This is a genomic window from Acinetobacter calcoaceticus DSM 30006 = CIP 81.8 (assembly GCF_000368965.1).
In the GTDB taxonomy this organism is placed as follows: Bacteria; Pseudomonadota; Gammaproteobacteria; order Pseudomonadales; family Moraxellaceae; genus Acinetobacter; species Acinetobacter calcoaceticus.
The window spans coordinates 13622-29072 of sequence record NZ_KB849778.1 but is presented as its reverse complement, the minus strand read 5'-3'; the positions used below and the strand labels follow the sequence as shown (position 1 = coordinate 29072).

The 15451-nt window shown below is 38.0% G+C and carries 12 protein-coding genes and 4 tRNA genes; 8 read left to right on the top strand and 8 right to left on the bottom strand.

Going from position 1 to position 15451, the window contains the following annotated elements:
- Positions 1–25: 25 nt before the first annotated feature.
- Together F936_RS00145 and rnr are read right to left on the bottom strand one after the other, a co-directional pair.
- Entirely contained in the window at positions 26–2080 is a 2055-nt protein-coding gene (locus tag F936_RS00145; protein WP_035362014.1) for a M3 family metallopeptidase, read from the bottom strand.
- Between the two features lie 133 nt (positions 2081–2213).
- The gene (gene rnr / locus F936_RS00140; protein WP_005043843.1) at positions 2214–4631 is read right to left on the bottom strand and encodes a ribonuclease R; all 2418 of its coding nucleotides are present in this window, start codon (positions 4629–4631) and stop codon (positions 2214–2216) included.
- A gap of 261 nt (positions 4632–4892) precedes the next feature.
- Between rnr and F936_RS00135 the strand changes: the two genes are divergently transcribed.
- From F936_RS00135 to F936_RS00120, 4 genes are all read left to right on the top strand, one after another.
- Positions 4893–4983: transfer RNA gene (locus tag F936_RS00135), tRNA-Ser, on the top strand.
- Positions 4984–4992: 9 nt separating this feature from the next.
- Positions 4993–5069: transfer RNA gene (locus tag F936_RS00130), tRNA-Arg, on the top strand.
- A gap of 39 nt (positions 5070–5108) precedes the next feature.
- A tRNA-Arg gene (locus F936_RS00125) sits at positions 5109–5185 on the top strand.
- A 107-nt stretch (positions 5186–5292) separates the two neighbouring features.
- On the top strand, positions 5293–5886 hold the full coding sequence (locus F936_RS00120) for an HAD family hydrolase (RefSeq protein ID WP_005043841.1): 594 nt from the start codon (positions 5293–5295) through the stop codon (positions 5884–5886).
- A gap of 69 nt (positions 5887–5955) precedes the next feature.
- On the opposite strand, the gene F936_RS00115 is transcribed toward F936_RS00120, so the two are convergent.
- Entirely contained in the window at positions 5956–7944 is a 1989-nt protein-coding gene (locus F936_RS00115) for a beta strand repeat-containing protein (protein WP_005043838.1), read from the bottom strand.
- A 579-nt stretch (positions 7945–8523) separates the two neighbouring features.
- Between F936_RS00115 and F936_RS00110 the strand changes: the two genes are divergently transcribed.
- Positions 8524–8600, top strand: a tRNA-Arg gene (locus tag F936_RS00110).
- Between the two features lie 115 nt (positions 8601–8715).
- On the opposite strand, the gene F936_RS00105 is transcribed toward F936_RS00110, so the two are convergent.
- Entirely contained in the window at positions 8716–9408 is a 693-nt protein-coding gene (locus F936_RS00105; protein ID WP_005043837.1) for a nitroreductase family protein, read from the bottom strand.
- A 222-nt stretch (positions 9409–9630) separates the two neighbouring features.
- On the opposite strand from F936_RS00105, the gene F936_RS00100 reads away from it, so the two are divergent.
- Both F936_RS00100 and F936_RS00095 read left to right on the top strand, forming a co-directional pair.
- A complete protein-coding gene (locus F936_RS00100) occupies positions 9631–10128 on the top strand; it encodes a YcxB family protein (RefSeq protein ID WP_003653610.1) in 498 nt (165 codons plus the stop codon).
- 39 nt (positions 10129–10167) lie between these two features.
- On the top strand, positions 10168–10809 hold the full coding sequence (locus tag F936_RS00095) for a fumarylacetoacetate hydrolase family protein (protein ID WP_005043834.1): 642 nt from the start codon (positions 10168–10170) through the stop codon (positions 10807–10809).
- A gap of 109 nt (positions 10810–10918) precedes the next feature.
- Here F936_RS00095 and F936_RS00090 read toward each other — a convergent pair whose 3' ends face one another.
- On the bottom strand, positions 10919–12166 hold the full coding sequence (locus F936_RS00090) for a YihY family inner membrane protein (RefSeq protein ID WP_003653606.1): 1248 nt from the start codon (positions 12164–12166) through the stop codon (positions 10919–10921).
- Positions 12167–12526: 360 nt separating this feature from the next.
- Between F936_RS00090 and wrbA the strand changes: the two genes are divergently transcribed.
- On the top strand, positions 12527–13135 hold the full coding sequence (wrbA, locus tag F936_RS00085) for an NAD(P)H:quinone oxidoreductase (RefSeq protein ID WP_005043832.1): 609 nt from the start codon (positions 12527–12529) through the stop codon (positions 13133–13135).
- 47 nt (positions 13136–13182) lie between these two features.
- Here wrbA and F936_RS00080 read toward each other — a convergent pair whose 3' ends face one another.
- The 3 genes from F936_RS00080 to F936_RS00070 form a co-directional block, all read right to left on the bottom strand.
- Positions 13183–13758, bottom strand: a complete 576-nt coding sequence (locus tag F936_RS00080; RefSeq protein WP_004639480.1) for a xanthine phosphoribosyltransferase — start codon at positions 13756–13758, stop codon at positions 13183–13185.
- A 71-nt stretch (positions 13759–13829) separates the two neighbouring features.
- Entirely contained in the window at positions 13830–14543 is a 714-nt protein-coding gene (locus tag F936_RS00075) for a DUF3108 domain-containing protein (RefSeq protein WP_003653602.1), read from the bottom strand.
- A 158-nt stretch (positions 14544–14701) separates the two neighbouring features.
- Positions 14702–15373, bottom strand: coding sequence for a hypothetical protein (locus tag F936_RS00070; RefSeq protein ID WP_005043829.1), 672 nt, complete (start codon positions 15371–15373; stop codon positions 14702–14704).
- Positions 15374–15451 lie beyond the last annotated feature (78 nt).

Sequence of the window (15451 nt, the reverse complement as noted above, 5' to 3'; positions counted from 1 at the left end):
CACACGATCAATTTAGGCCCATAGTTTAAGCGGTTTTGCTGTCATTCGTCCAACCTTGATGACGTAACAATGCATCAATTTTAGGTTCACGGCCACGGAAATTAACAAATGCTTCAAGCGCAGTGTCTTTTCCGCCTACAGCTAAAATCGCCTGACGGAATTCTTTACCTGTTTGAGTATTGAAAATACCTTCATGTTCAAAACGGTCAAATGCATCGCTAGCTAACACTTCTGCCCATTTGTAAGAGTAATAACCTGCTGCATAGCCTCCTGCAAAAATATGACTAAAACTATGTTGGAAACGGTTGTATCCGACCGTAGGAACGACAGCATATTGGCTACGTATTTCATTTAAAGTCTGCTGAATTTGCTCACTGTTCAGTGCAGATGTTTTTGTATGGATGGTCAAGTCAAACAATGCAAATTCAAGCTGACGTAAAGTTTGCATACCAGACTGGAAGAAACGAGCATTTAATAAAGCATCGAGTAATTCTTGCGGTAAGGTCTGTTTACTCTCAATGTGCTCACTTAATACATCTAGACTTTCTTTATCCCAAGACCAGAATTCCATGAACTGACTTGGAAGTTCTACCGCATCCCAAGCAACACCATGAGTACCTGCAACCGAAATGTTATCTACTTCGGTCAGCATGTGATGTAAACCATGTCCAAACTCATGGAATAAGGTGATGACTTCATCATGAGTTAGTAAAGCAGGCTGATCACCTACTGGAGGTGTAAAGTTACATACCATGTAGCAAATTGGTTTTTGTAGACCGTGAAGAGTCTGCATGCGTGAGCGGAAACCGTTCATCCATGCACCACCACGTTTGCCTGTACGTGCATAGATGTCAAAGAAGAATCCACCAATTACTTGGCCTTGGTCTTCTAACTCGAAATAACGTGCATCTGAGTGCCAGACAGGTGCTTGTCGCTCAATGATGTTAATACCATATAAGCGCTGCACGATCTGGAATAATCCTTGAATGACTTTAGGTGCAGGGAAGTAAGGTTTTAACGCTTCTTGAGATAAGTTGAACTGTTGCTGTTTAAGCTTTTCAGAATAATAAGTGGTATCCCAAGGTTGAAGTTCATCGACCCCATCTCGTTTAGCAATATCTCGAAGTTCAGAAACTTCTTGGAGAGCAGGGGCACGTGCATGTTCGGCTAGATCAACCAAAAACTGATGTACTGTTTTTACATCTGGCGCCATCTTGCTTGCAAGAGAATATTCAGCATAGTTATTGAAACCGAGTAGCTTCGCCATTTCTTGACGAAGACTCAAAATTTCTTCCATAATTTTGCTGTTATCAAACTCAGCTTGCTCAGACTGATCAGAAGCACGAGTCACATAGGCTCTGTAAAGCTCTTTACGCAATGAACGGTCATCTGCATAGGTCATGATTGCAAAATAAGCGGGGAAGTCCAGAGTTGCAACAGCTTGGTCGAGTTCACGTTGTTTACCGTACTGTTTTAATAGCTCAATATTACTTTCTGGAAGGCCTTTTAGCTCAGCTTCTGTAAGTGGTTTAAAGTAAGCTTGTGTCGCATCAAGTACATGGTTAGAAAAATCAGAAGAAATTTGTGACAAACGTGCAGAAATCTCTGCATAACGTTTTTTCTCTTCGCCCTCTAAAGCCACACCTGAAAGTTTAAAATCACGTAAGGCAAGGCGAATAGCACTTTGCTGGGCTGGACTAAGAGACGTATAGCCCTGACCATCATGGATATGTTGATACGTTTGATAGAGCGCCGTGTGTTGACCAAGCTGAGTATAGTATTCACTCAACGCTGGTAATAACGATTGATAGACTTCTCTGGTTTCAGCATTGTTCATCACAGCATTTAAATGTGATAAAACACCCCATGATTCACTGAGGTTGTTTTCAAGTGTATCGACTTGTTCAAGTACGGCAAGTTGTTGAGCGGTATCGCTAGGTACAACTGTAAGCGTATTTAAAAATTCTTGACCTGCTTGAATCGCTTGTTGGATGTCTTCTTTTAAATTTTCTAATTCAATTTGATCAAAACGCGGAGTTGGTAAGGTCGCTTGTTGGAAAGTCATTGCTGTTAGCCACATTATTTTTAAACATAGTATTAGATGTAGGTCCTGTCAGGTAGGAAATCAAGTTTAATTTGCAAAATAAGCTTTTTAAAAAGAAATAAGCTCCGAATCGGAGCTTATTTCTAAATTGGCAACATCTATTGTTTAATTATTCAGCCTTTGATTTTGCATTGGCCTTTTTCTTTTTAGGCTTAGACTTTTTCTTTACTTTTTCTGGTTTACTTTCAGCTTTTGCGGAAGTTTTTTTACCAGGTTTTTTAGTATAAGAACTAGACTTGGCTTTTTCTTTCTTTTTGTGAACAGGCTTTTCGCCATCAGTACTGACAGTCGGTTTGCTGAAAACTTCTTCAGTTGCTTGTGAAGATGTTTTGGTCGTGCGCGGAGCCCGGCTACGAACTACTCGTCCTGCATGTGTGACTTGTTGAATAAGCTGGAAGTCAATTTTACGTTCTTCAAGATTTACGCCAGCAACCTGAATTTTAACTTCATCGCCTAAACCAAAAACTTGACCTCTATTTTGGCCTACCAGATTTTGACTCGCTTGGTCATAAATAAAGAAGTCATCACCGAGTTGGCTAATATGAATCATGCCATCGACATATAAGTCTTTCAGTGTCACGAACAAACCAAATTCAGTTACAGCACTTACAATACCAATGAATTCCTCGCCTAAATGCTGTTGCATATAGTGACATTTCAACCAAGTCGTTACACTACGAGATGCTTCATCTGCACGGCGTTCAGTTTTAGAGAAATGTTCACCAGCATCATCTAGTGCAGCGCCAGAAAGTGGAGAAGGTTTTTGTTTTAGATGAGCTTTAATGGCACGGTGTAACAATAGATCTGGGTAACGACGGATTGGCGAAGTGAAATGCGTATAGGCTTCATAAGCCAAACCATAGTGCCCCGCATTTTTTGCGCCATAATAAGCTTGCATCATTGAGCGTAATAACACGGCATGAATGCTTGGTGCATCAATACGATCTTTGGTTGCTTCGATGACTCGTTGATAATCTGCTTGAGTTGGCTGGTCAGGGAAGGGTAGACCAAGTAATTTAACAAAGTCTTTTACTTTCTGAATACGTGAAAACTCAGGAGCTTCATGTACGCGATACAACATTGGGATATCATGTTCTAACGCATATTCAGCAGCTGCTACGTTAGCAAGCAACATGCACTCTTCAATGAGCTTATGTGCTTCATTACGTGTACGTGGCAAAATTTCTTTAATCCCGCCTAGCTCATCAAAAGTCATATACGTTTCAATGGTTTCAAATTCCATTGCATGGCGGTCGGCACGTAAGTTTTTCAAAATTTGATAAAGCTGGAAAAGCGTATTTAAGGATTTATGAACATCGCGATCTTTTGGAATCGCATCTGTTGCGCCTTCAAAATATTGTGCTACTTGGGTATAGGTCAAACGTGCTTTTGAGTGCATCACTGATGGATAAAACTCAAATCCAGTTACACGGCCTGTACGAGAGAGTTTAAGGTCACAGACCATACATAAACGGTCTACATGCGGATTCAGAGAGCATAGACCATTTGATAAGGCCTCTGGCAGCATTGGTAATACAAAGTGTGAGAAGTATACAGAAGTACCTCGTTCCTCAGCTTCTTCATTGAGGGCTGAGTCTAAGCGGACATAATGACTTACGTCTGCAATTGCCACCACAACACGGTAACCACCACCAGGGCGTTTTTCTGCATAAACTGCATCGTCAAAATCTCGAGCGTCTTCGCCATCAATCGTAACTAATGCTAAATCTCTTAAATCAATGCGGCCTTCACGGTCTTGAGCTGATGGCTCTTTAAAACTTTCAGCTTCTTTTAATACCTGATCTGGAAACTCATATGGCAAACCAAATTCAAGAATGGTTTGTGGAATGATAATTTCTGTATCAGCTTTATCGGCCATAGACTGAATAATATGCGCCGTTGAAAACTCTTCGCGGGTCGGATAGCTATCAATTGCAACACGTAGCATATCGCCAACATTTGCTTCAGCGTGTTTTACAAGTTCTTTTTCTAAAGGAATAGGTTGGTGCTGATTAGGACTGTTGGGTTGAATAAAATATTCGCCCTCATGAACTGACAACTTACCGATCAATTGTTTGACGCGATGTTGTAAAACTTCTGTAATAAAACCCCAAGGTTTACCTTTACGGTCTACTGAAGTCTGCCGTACTCTAACTCGGTCGCCATTAAATACTAAACGTAATTCACGTTCAGGAAGTAAAAGATCAGTTTGACCATCAATATGTGCTGTACCTAAACCTTTACTATTAATATAAACAGTTGCTTCATATGTTGGTTGATCTGCCACCAACTGAAATTTAAAACCGTCTTTCATGATTTGACCATCACGAACCATAGCACTTAAACGATGACTTAACGCTTCGATACTTTTTTGGTCATGAATATTAAAATGATCGACAAGCTCTGCATGAGATTGTGGTGTTTGCACCTGCTCCAATGTATCTAAAATGAGAGTACGGCTTGGAATAGGATTGTCATAACGTTCAGCTTCAGCTTTCGCTTCAGGGTCAGCCCAGTTTTTTGTCATGTCGTTTGGTTTCACGCTTGGCAGATAAGTTTAGCATAAGCCATGCAGACCCGAACTGCACGTTTAGGTTTGCAATAATGTGTTATGCACTACAGTATTTTGATGAAGAAATAATATCTATCTTAACAAGCGTTTGATCGAAAAAGACGAAAATAATGAGTAAATTGCTTAAAAAGTAATTCATTGAACTAAAAAACAAGAAAATTTCAGTATGATGACTTGATCAATGTGGTTTTAGTTTGTATTATGGCGGCTCGTTCCGGTGAGGTGGATGAGTGGCTGAAATCACTTCCCTGCTAAGGAAGCATACCTATTACTGGTATCGAGGGTTCGAATCCCTCTCTCACCGCCATTACTTAATGCGCTCATAGCTCAGCTGGATAGAGCACTTGGCTACGAACTAAGGGGTCGGGAGTTCGAATCTCTCTGAGCGCACCAAGTAAAATAGAACGAATCGCTGAAAGGCACACAAGTTACGCGCTCATAGCTCAGCTGGATAGAGCACTTGGCTACGAACTAAGGGGTCGGGAGTTCGAATCTCTCTGAGCGCACCAACTTGAAGAATTAACCGCTTTTATAGCGGTTTTTTTGTGCTTGTTTTTTAGTAATTTTAAAAAAATCTAAATTTATAACTTTTTAATTATATTAGAGATAATCATAAATGAATCTAGCTTTATTTGATTTTGATGGCACGATCACTCACAACGACACATTTAGCTTATTTCTTAAATTTTCTTTGAATAGAAAAACTCAAATAGTCGGCGGTATCCGACTTGCGCCATATATAGCAGGTTATAAACTTGGTTGGGTAACGGATAAAACTATTCGGACTAAGCTCTGTCAGGTAGGTTATATAGGCTATGACGCGAATTCCCTAAAATATATGGGACAAGAGTTTGCAAAAAATGTGCTTCCTACATGTGTTCGTGAAAATGCTTTGGAGCGTATTCTCTGGCATAAACAGCAAGGTGATCAAATTGTTGTTGTATCTGCGTCATTAAGTGTTTATTTAGAAAGTTGGTGCCATTCTTTAGGTTTAGATGTTATATGCAATCAACTTGAAATACATAATGGTATTTTAACAGGTCATTTTATTGATGGTGATTGTGGTTATTTAGAAAAAGTAAATAGAATAAAAAATAAATATGATTTAAGCCAATATTCTACAATTTATGCCTATGGTGATACGCCTAATGATTATGCAATGTTAGAGTTAGCACATAAAAAATATTATAGATGGCAAGAGATTAATTAGTATTAATTAACATTTAAAACTATATTAAGGCAGAAAGCCACTTATAAAAGTGGCTTTCTTTTAATAATATTAAACAGTATGGAAAGAATTATCTAAGAAGTTATCAGTAAGTAATGACTGAGGTACGATAGTATGCGTTGTATTTGTTACGCTAGATACTGTAGAAGTTACTCCACCGAGTAATCCGCCACTCGTTAATCCACCAAGTAAATTAGAAATAACATCTAAACCACTTCCACCCGTAACACCGCCAGTTAAGCTGCCCACGATATCTGTTACGATACCAATTGGATTGTCACCACCCACACCGCCAGTAATCCCACCAGTTAAACCACCGAGAAGATCAGTTACTACGCCAAGAGGGCTATCACCACCAACGCTACCAGTTGCGCCACCAATAGTTCCTGTCACTCCGCCAAGGATTTCTGTTAATAAGCCCGTTGCAGTAGAGCCATTAGTAATAAGTGTACCCAGAATGCCAGTCGCTGATTCAGTCGCACCTTGAATATCACCGCCAACTAAATCAGAAACCACTTCAAGAGCACCATTTACCGTGTCACGAGAAGTTTCGAAAGTTAATGTACCAAGGTCTGCAATTTCAGAAACAGGATGCTCTACTTGTGGAAGAATACCGATAATTGTATCTGCTACTGTATCAATACCAGTGTTGATGATTTCAGTTTTTAAGCTTTCTACACCCTGAAGAATATCAATACCGCCTTGAACTACGTCAATCACTGGAGAGATTGGAGATGTCCCACCACCAATACCGCCCGTTACACCGCCGATAATATCAGTCACCACTTCAAGAGGGTTACCACCAACGCCGCCAGTTACGCCACCGATAATGTCAGTCACGACTTCAAGAGGATTGCCACCAACGCCACCTGTTACACCACCGACTACATCTGTAACACTTCCAACAACACCAGTGATAATACCGGCAGCAGTTGTACCATTAGTGATAAGCGTATCAAGAATACCTGTTGCTGATTCAGTTGCACCTTGAATATCACCACCGACTAAGTCAGAAACAGTTTCGAGAGCACCATTTACAGTGTCACGAGAAGTTTCGAAAGTTAATGTACCAAGATCTGCTAGGTCTGAAACAGGATGTTCAGTTTGTGGAAGGATGCTAATGATTGTGTCAGCAACAGTGTCGATACTTGTATTAATAATTTCAGTTTTTAAGCTTTCTACGCCCTGAAGAATATCAATACCACCTTGAACAACATCAATAACTGGAGAGATTGGGGATGTGCCACCACCGATACCACCAGTTACACCACCGATGATGTCAGTAATTACTTCAAGTGGGTTACCATCAACACCACCAGTTACGCCACCAACAACATCTGTAACACTTCCAACAACACCAGTCACAATACCTGTAGCAGTCGTACCGTTGGTGATAAGCGTATCAAGAATACCAGTAGCAGATTCAGTTGCACCTTGGATGTCGCCACCAACCAAATCAGAAACAACTTCAAGAGCGCCATTTACTGTGTCGCGAGAAGTTTCAAAAGTTAATGTACCCAAGTCAGCAATTTCAGAAACTGGGTGCTCAGTTTGAGGAAGGACGCCGATAATAGCGTCGGCTACAGTTTCAATACCTGTGTTAATAATTTCAGTTTTGAGGCTTTCTACACCTTGAAGAATATCGATACCACCTTGAACAACATCAATAACAGGAGCGATTGGTGAGGTTCCAAGATCAATGCCACCCGTTACGCCACCAATGATATTGGTTACGGTTTCAAGAGGATTACCACCACTAATACCACCAGTTACTCCGCCAATAATATTAGTGACAGTGTCTACAGGACTTGTAGAACCAATACTACCCGTAACAGTACCAACAGCATCGGAAACAAGGCCAGTTGTGGTTGTTGTAAGCGTATTTGTTGCTGTAGATAGAGTGTCTGAAAGTAGGCCAGAGGTTGATATGTGACCATCAACTGAAGAGCCACCAGTTACGTTAGTGTTCACCGATATAATATTACCTAAGTCTTGGGTAACTTTTGATATCGAAGAAACAAGAGTTTTTAGTAAGAACATGTTGGTCTATTTCCTATATAATTATGTATTTTTAAGTAAGTATTATTTATTGCGCTACATAATTAATGAGATTTGTATCTCAATAATTGGAATTTAGTATTGGTTAGATCTCAAAAGCTGTCAATGTGTATTTCTAGTCACATTTTTTGATATTAAATAATATTTAAAGAAATAATAATTTATTTAATTTAGACGTAAAAATAATAATAGTTTTTATATAATATTTTTTTAATTAATTATATTTTTACTTATATTTTCATTTATTTGAATCATTATATTAGATAAATTTTACTTAGGTCTATAATGTTAGAGCTCAACTAGAAATATTTTATTTCTATAATGTTGACTAAAATGGTCGCCTTTAACTTCTAGGTATATGACCAAATACTTCAAAAAGCCTATAAAACTTATTTGAAAAAAAATATTTCAAATACATCTTAGGTGAGAAAAACATCAATAATTTTAGTTCCTATTTTATATAAAATAGGGGCTGGCTAAGAACTAGACGGTTGATGACAGAAAGATGAAAAAAGACTTCCTAAGCTTTGAAAAATGCGTATAATGCGCAACATCAAGTACGCGCTCATAGCTCAGCTGGATAGAGCACTTGGCTACGAACTAAGGGGTCGGGAGTTCGAATCTCTCTGAGCGCACCACTTGAAGAATTAACCGCTATAATATAGCGGTTTTTTTGTGTCTGTTTTTTATCATTTATATTAAAAGCCAGTGCTCATGGCAACCAGCTTTGAAAAAAATTAAAGGTGGAAAAGATTAGCCAAATGTTTTAAAACGGCTTTCATCTTCAATAAAAGTTTTTTCTCCTGCTTCACCTTCGATTGAACCAAATACTAATTGAGCTCTTAATTTCCAATGAGCAGGAACATTAAAAGCAGCATTAATTTTCTCATCAATGATTGGATTATAGTGTTGCAATGAAGCGCCAATGCCTTGTTCGGCGAGGACGTTCCATACTGAAAATTGTGCAATTGCTGTTGAATGCTCAGACCAGATCGGAAAGTTATCGGCATATAGCTCGAATTGCTCTTGTAGACCTTTAATCACATCTTGGTCTTCAAAAAATAAAACTGTACCTGCACCTGATGCAAAACTTTGAATTTTCTGTTCAGTTCCAGTTAGGGCTTCTGCCGGAATAATCGTTTTTAATACATCTAGAACTATATTCCAGAAATTTTGGTGTGATTGATCAAATAAAACCACAACGCGAGAAGATTGGGAGTTAAAGGCAGATGGGCTATGTTTTACAGCCTCTTGAATTAGTTTTTCAATTTCAGTAGGAGAGTGTTTTAAGTTTTTTCCTATTGAATAAATAGAACGGCGTTTTTTAATTAATTCTAAAAAGCTTGTTTCATTGGGAAGATTCGTCTCTTGAGTGGTTTGGATAACCACATCTTTTGAGACAGTTGCTTTTTGATTTAAGCCAAATAATTTTGCAAAAAAAGACATGAGACATTCCACTAAGAAGGTGATGCGCTTATTGTAGAAATTTTAAAAAGTGAAATAAGCCCAATAAATATGAATCTACGTTCCATATATGCAACGAAAAATATTTTTAATCTCGCTACTAAGGCTACTTTTGAGCAAAACAAAAAATAGCCTTTGATTCATTTTAAAGCTGAAATGAATATGCTCTAATAGTTCCGATTTATTGAGTATCGATGCAGTGCAATGACCGAGCAAAAAACAGCTTTATCTTTACGTTACTATTTGAATTTAGAAGAGTCACAAGATGGATTTTCATTAGTGACATTTGGGAAAAAACAATTTACCCGTTTTCTAACACCTGCGATTAGTATCGCAATTATTATTTGGGGACTTTATTTAGGTTTCTCAGGGGTTGGTCGATATTATGTTGGGCTAGGTATTTTTTTTCTGGTGATGCAAGGGCTGATGCGTTATTGGCTTTTACCGATGTTATTTAAACGTCAATTTGTTCGTTACCAGTTTGGAAAGAGCGAGCAGGGCATCGACCTCTATCAAGATTATTTTGAGCTTTATGCCAGCGGTCGTAAACAAGTGATGCAATATTCAGATGTGCAAACCTTTGCTAAAGGCAAGCTGACTTACATGCTTGAGCTAAAAAATAAAACTGTAATTATTGTGCCAAAGCGAGCATTTGCACAGGTTTCAGATCAAACAATATTTGAAAATACATTTAAGAAATAAATTATTGGAATTATCAGCCGCAACAACAAAGGAAGCCTCATGAATACACGTCCTTCAAAAATCGTTTGCGTAGGCAGAAGTTATGCCGATCATGTCAAAGAATTAAATAATGCTATGCCTGACAGACCTATATTATTTATTAAACCACCTAGTAGCTTGATTGGTTTAAATGACGGTATTTCATGGAATCCAGCTTGGGGCAGTTGTCATTTTGAGTGTGAATTAGTTTTACGTATTGATCAGCCTTTAAAAGGTGAAACGGACCCTGAACAAGCATTAAAAGCGATTGGGGCAGTGACTTTAGGTCTTGATTTAACAATGCGTGATTTACAGAATGACCTGAAAACTAAAGGTCACCCATGGGAGCGTGCAAAAGCTTTTGATGGTGCTTGTGTTTTGGCAGACTGGGTCGATTTGAGCGAAATTACAGATTGGCAAGAAACTAAATTCACTTTCCATATTAATGATGAGTTACGTCAAGATGGGAATACTGCACTATTAATGTTTACTATTGGTGATCTATTAACTGATATTAATCAGGTTTTTTCATTAGAGCCGGGTGATGTGATTATGACAGGCTCACCTGCTGGTGTTGGACCATTACACTCGGGTGATCAGTTGAAAATGACATTAAAGGGTGCAACACAAGATTTTGTGTGGGAAACTTTTGTAAAAGCGTAATTTCATTTGCGCCGCTAGATATTTTTAACCCTATTATTTTTCAATAATAGGGTTTTTTTATGAGCTAAACATTAGAGTACAGCTAATTAAATGAGAAGCTGCTGCCTACTCATTTCTCTTCAAGAATTGTGGAGAGGGGGATAGAAAGTTTTGCAGCTAGATAGTCATTAGACTCCACTAAAGCTGGGCCAATTTTTTCCATCCATTCATCGTCATCATGCACATTTTGGACATCTTGGCGTAAAGGGAGTGGATACGGAAGAGCCGTAAAAAAGCTCCAGAAGTCGACTTGAGACAAATTGCGAACTAAAACATATTCATCTTTATCTGTACGCTTAATCAAATTTTGCTCTTCAAGTAGAAGTACATAAGAGGGCCAGCGTCCAACTTCTCCTCGGCCTAAAATTTCTAGGGCTTCTTTATCACTTACACTTTCACCCAGTTTTTGCTTTTTATAAAACAATTCAAGAATATCTAATAACATGAGCACAGGGTGTCGTTTTTGTTCTTTACCTGAATGAAAAGCAGTTAAAGCAAAACTGACTTCTACTCCGAGTAAAATAATATTCCATGAGAGAAAGATCCATAACAGGAAAATAGGCACTGCTGCAAATGCACCGTAGATCAGTTCATAGCTAGTGAAGTTTGACATTACGAAGCTGAATAAGTTTTTGAGTATTTCAAAAAGTGCAGCACTTAAGCAGGCCGCTATACCAGCTGCATAAACTGGAACTGTTCGATTCGGAATAGTCCAATACAAAATAAAAAAGCCAACAATAGTCAATACAAACGAAATCATCCAGAGAATGAATGATCCATCAAGTTGATATCCTGCAAAATTATTGCTGAGAATGTTCATGGAAGCGACAGTCGAAGAAATGACGAATGCACTTCCTAAAATAATTGGACCTAAAGAGATGATCGTCCAATAACGCATAAAGCCCATAATGCCACTACGAGTTTCTTTTACGCGCCAAATACGATTAAAGACAGTTTCAATTGATGTGAGCATTAAGACGGTTGTGACGAATAAAAACAGCACACCGATAACAGTTAAGTTGCTGGATTTTTCTGTAAAAGCATTTAGCGCTTTATCAAATGCGATAGTGCTCTTAGGTAAAAAATTACTATAAATTAAATGTTGGAGCTGTTGTCTTGCAGGTTCTAACGCTTTAATTGAAGAAATAATTACTAAAAAAACCGTTAACATCGGCACAACTGCGAATAGAGTTGTGTAAGTGAGAGAGCCAGCTTGTTCGCGGCACCGATCGGCTTCAAAACGCTTAAATACATATAAAACGAATTGAAACCAGGTTTTATTATAAAAAGGAAGCTTACTTAAAAAACGTTGTAACATGCGTCGTCTATCCCGATTTTTTTAATCATCATGTTGGGCGATTAATAGCTTATCAAAGTATGAGCTTAACAACTCAAATCATAGATTAAAGCAAAATAATAACTTATAGAATTAAAGTCGTTCTGTAAGTTTACTATGCGCTATAGAAAAAATTGTAGCCCTAATCTTTTTCAAAAAAGTTGGCTTTCTGTTGTCTGAGCATAAAATTCATCAAAGTCGATAAACCTTTTACCCAACGAATTTGAGAAATTTGCTCGTGTTACCTTTCATGCTACACAATCAATCACCTCTAGAATTTCATAAGATTGGTTTCGCCAAAAAAATAAAAAATACCGTATAGTGTTCTTTTTAACAAAATTTATGAAACCGATGCAACCTTACATTCTTGTACTCTATTACAGTAAATATGGCTCTACAAAAGAAATGGCACATTTAATTGCCAATGGTGTTGAGTCTGCGGGTATGTCAGTGAAAATTCGGACAGTGTCAAATATTGCTCCAGTCGTCACAATAGCTGAGCCAAGCATTCCGGAAGAAGGTGATATCTACTGTACGTTAGATGATCTAGCGAATTGTGCGGGTCTGGCATTAGGTTCCCCAACTCGCTTCGGTAATATGGCAAGTGAAATGAAATATTTTTGGGACCAAACGACTAGCCTTTGGCTCAATGGGGCATTACATAATAAACCTGCTTGTGTTTTTACTTCTTCTGGATCGATGCATGGTGGACAGGAGAGTACTTTACTCACGATGCTGCCGCCGTTATTTCATCACGGAATGATGATTTTGGGATTACCAAATGCAATTCCTGCTTTATCTAATACTAAAACAGGTGGAACACCGTATGGGGCAAGTCATGTAAGCGGACCCCGCCATGACCAGAATTTAAGTCAGGATGAAAAGATTTTGTGTGAAGCTCAGGGCAAACGTCTAGGTGAGGTTGTTAAGAAGCTTTCAGGAGTACTTTAAAAAAAATAAAAAAAGAGCGGATATCCGCTCTTTTTCATTTGCACAATTTATTCTTTTACAAAGGTAACTTTGCCATCTGTAAGAGAAAGAACACGTGCTAATGACTCAACTCGGTAGCCTTTTTCAAGCAATAAATCACGACCTGATTGGAATGATTTTTCAATCACAATACCTACGCCAACAACTTCTGCATTGGCTTGGTGAATTAAATCAATTAGTCCTAATGCTGCTTGACCATTCGCCAAGAAGTCATCAATAACTAATGCTTTATCAGTTGAATGAAGGTGTTTGTTTGAAATCGCAATTGTGCTTTCAGTTTGTTTAGTAAAACTAAATACTTTAGAGCGATATAAGTCATCTTTTAACGTCAATGACTGATATTTACGAGCGAAAATTACAGGTACACCAAGTTCTAAACCTGCCATGATTGCAGGTGCAATACCTGATGCTTCAATGGTAATAATCTTGGTAATCCCTGCATCTTTAAAGCGAGCGGCAAATTCTTTACCAATCTGCTGCATGAGTACAGGATCAATTTGGTGGTTTAAGAAAGCGTCGACTTTCAAGACTTGATCAGATAGAACGATACCTTCTGTTAAGATTTTCTGTTCTAGTGCGTGCACGGGAGAATCCTCTAGACGGATGCTTTTAAAGCAAATGCGTATTTTAAAAAGCATCCGAAAAAATGCAAGCTTTAATTCGTCTTACCTGTATAACTTGTTAATAACAGGCCATAAGAAGTTTTACCATCAATATGGCTGACTTTAACTGGTAAATAATCTAGTTTTGGAGCTAACCAAAAGACTGTACTGCGTTCAGGCTTGCTGTGTTGTAAAACGACTTTAATGGTATCGAATGTTCCATAAGATGTTTTAATTTTTTCATTACCTTGTTTTACAAAGCGACGATTTTCAACTTCTTTTGCATCTGCAAGTGGATAAGAGGTTTTAAGTGAACCATTTTTTAGGTCTTCACGAAGTTGTAATTCTGCATTTAACTCGTCAAGTACGCCAGCCTGCCAAGCGAATGAACGTGCTTTATCATCTTTCTTGGTAGAAATAGTTTTGCTGTTTGGATTAAAGTTAATATTCATGGTGTTGTTATGAATCAAAATTTTGCTGGTACGGCTAAAACTTTGAGATCCAATTTTACCATTAGCAAAACTAAATTTACTTGTTTCACTTGCAGAAGCAATTCCACCTGCTTTTGCAGTGAAATTATAAGTCCAATTATTACCTTGTTGGCTTAAGGCACGTGTCGCCGAACCCATACCTTTATTATTATAAGTAAACTGATAATTTGCCTGAAATGGGCTCATGGCAAGTGCATGACTTGAGAAGCCTGCAAAAAGCAAAGTTGTTGAAATACCTGTTGCGATGCCAAATGATTTCAGAAATTTTGTTGCCATAAGTAAATATCCTTGTACAGACTGAAAAGTCAGTGCTGATGCATCTATAACTTAAACATATTATGCCTGTTGATCATGGAGAAAAAATCAGGATTTATGCTAAATGTGTAATCTATTTGTGTTTTTTGGCAGTTAATTCATTTTTATTCATCACAGCTTTATACATCTTTTTGCTGGATTGGTGTGATTTCAGAATCTTCTAGGTCATCTTCAAAATCATCGTCCTGATCACGGTAAAGCAGGGCGGCTAAATTAACATTTCCAAATACGACTAACTCAGCCTCACGAACTCGTGCGTAATTTACATGCACTTTACCTAGTGTCTCGATGATACTGGCTTTTTTACCAAACCAGCGGTTGAGATCAAGAAATATGAGTTCATCACGTTCTTCTGCTACATTAAAACGTTCAAGAATCATTCCTAAAGGATCTTTTTTTAAAATTTTATGGTAGTAAAAAACTGCGGCTTTTACGGCAATCTTCTGCCAAAAGTTTTTATATTTTGCTTCAATAATTTGTGTATTACTAATTTGTTCAAAAACCAAAAGCTGTTGTTCTTTATTAAATTCCATCTGAATCAGTTTTAAATCAACAGATAATGTCGTCTCTAGGCCTTTTACATGTAAGGTTGCATATAACCTTAACCAGTCATGATAAAGATCGGCATGGAGGTCATCTAAAAAACCAACATTATTGGTGACATAACGTTGTAAAGTCGCATTCAGAAAGGTTTGTGATAGCGTAAAATCTCTTTCTTCTTCAATGAATGCTTCAGCTTTTTGGTAGACTTTTTGAAGGCGTCTGACTAATGAGGAAAATAGCGTTTGCATAAAAGAACTTCCAGAAGATAATTTACTTAAGAACCAACACAATCTTTATTATGAGAAAAACGAGTTTTGATATTGCAG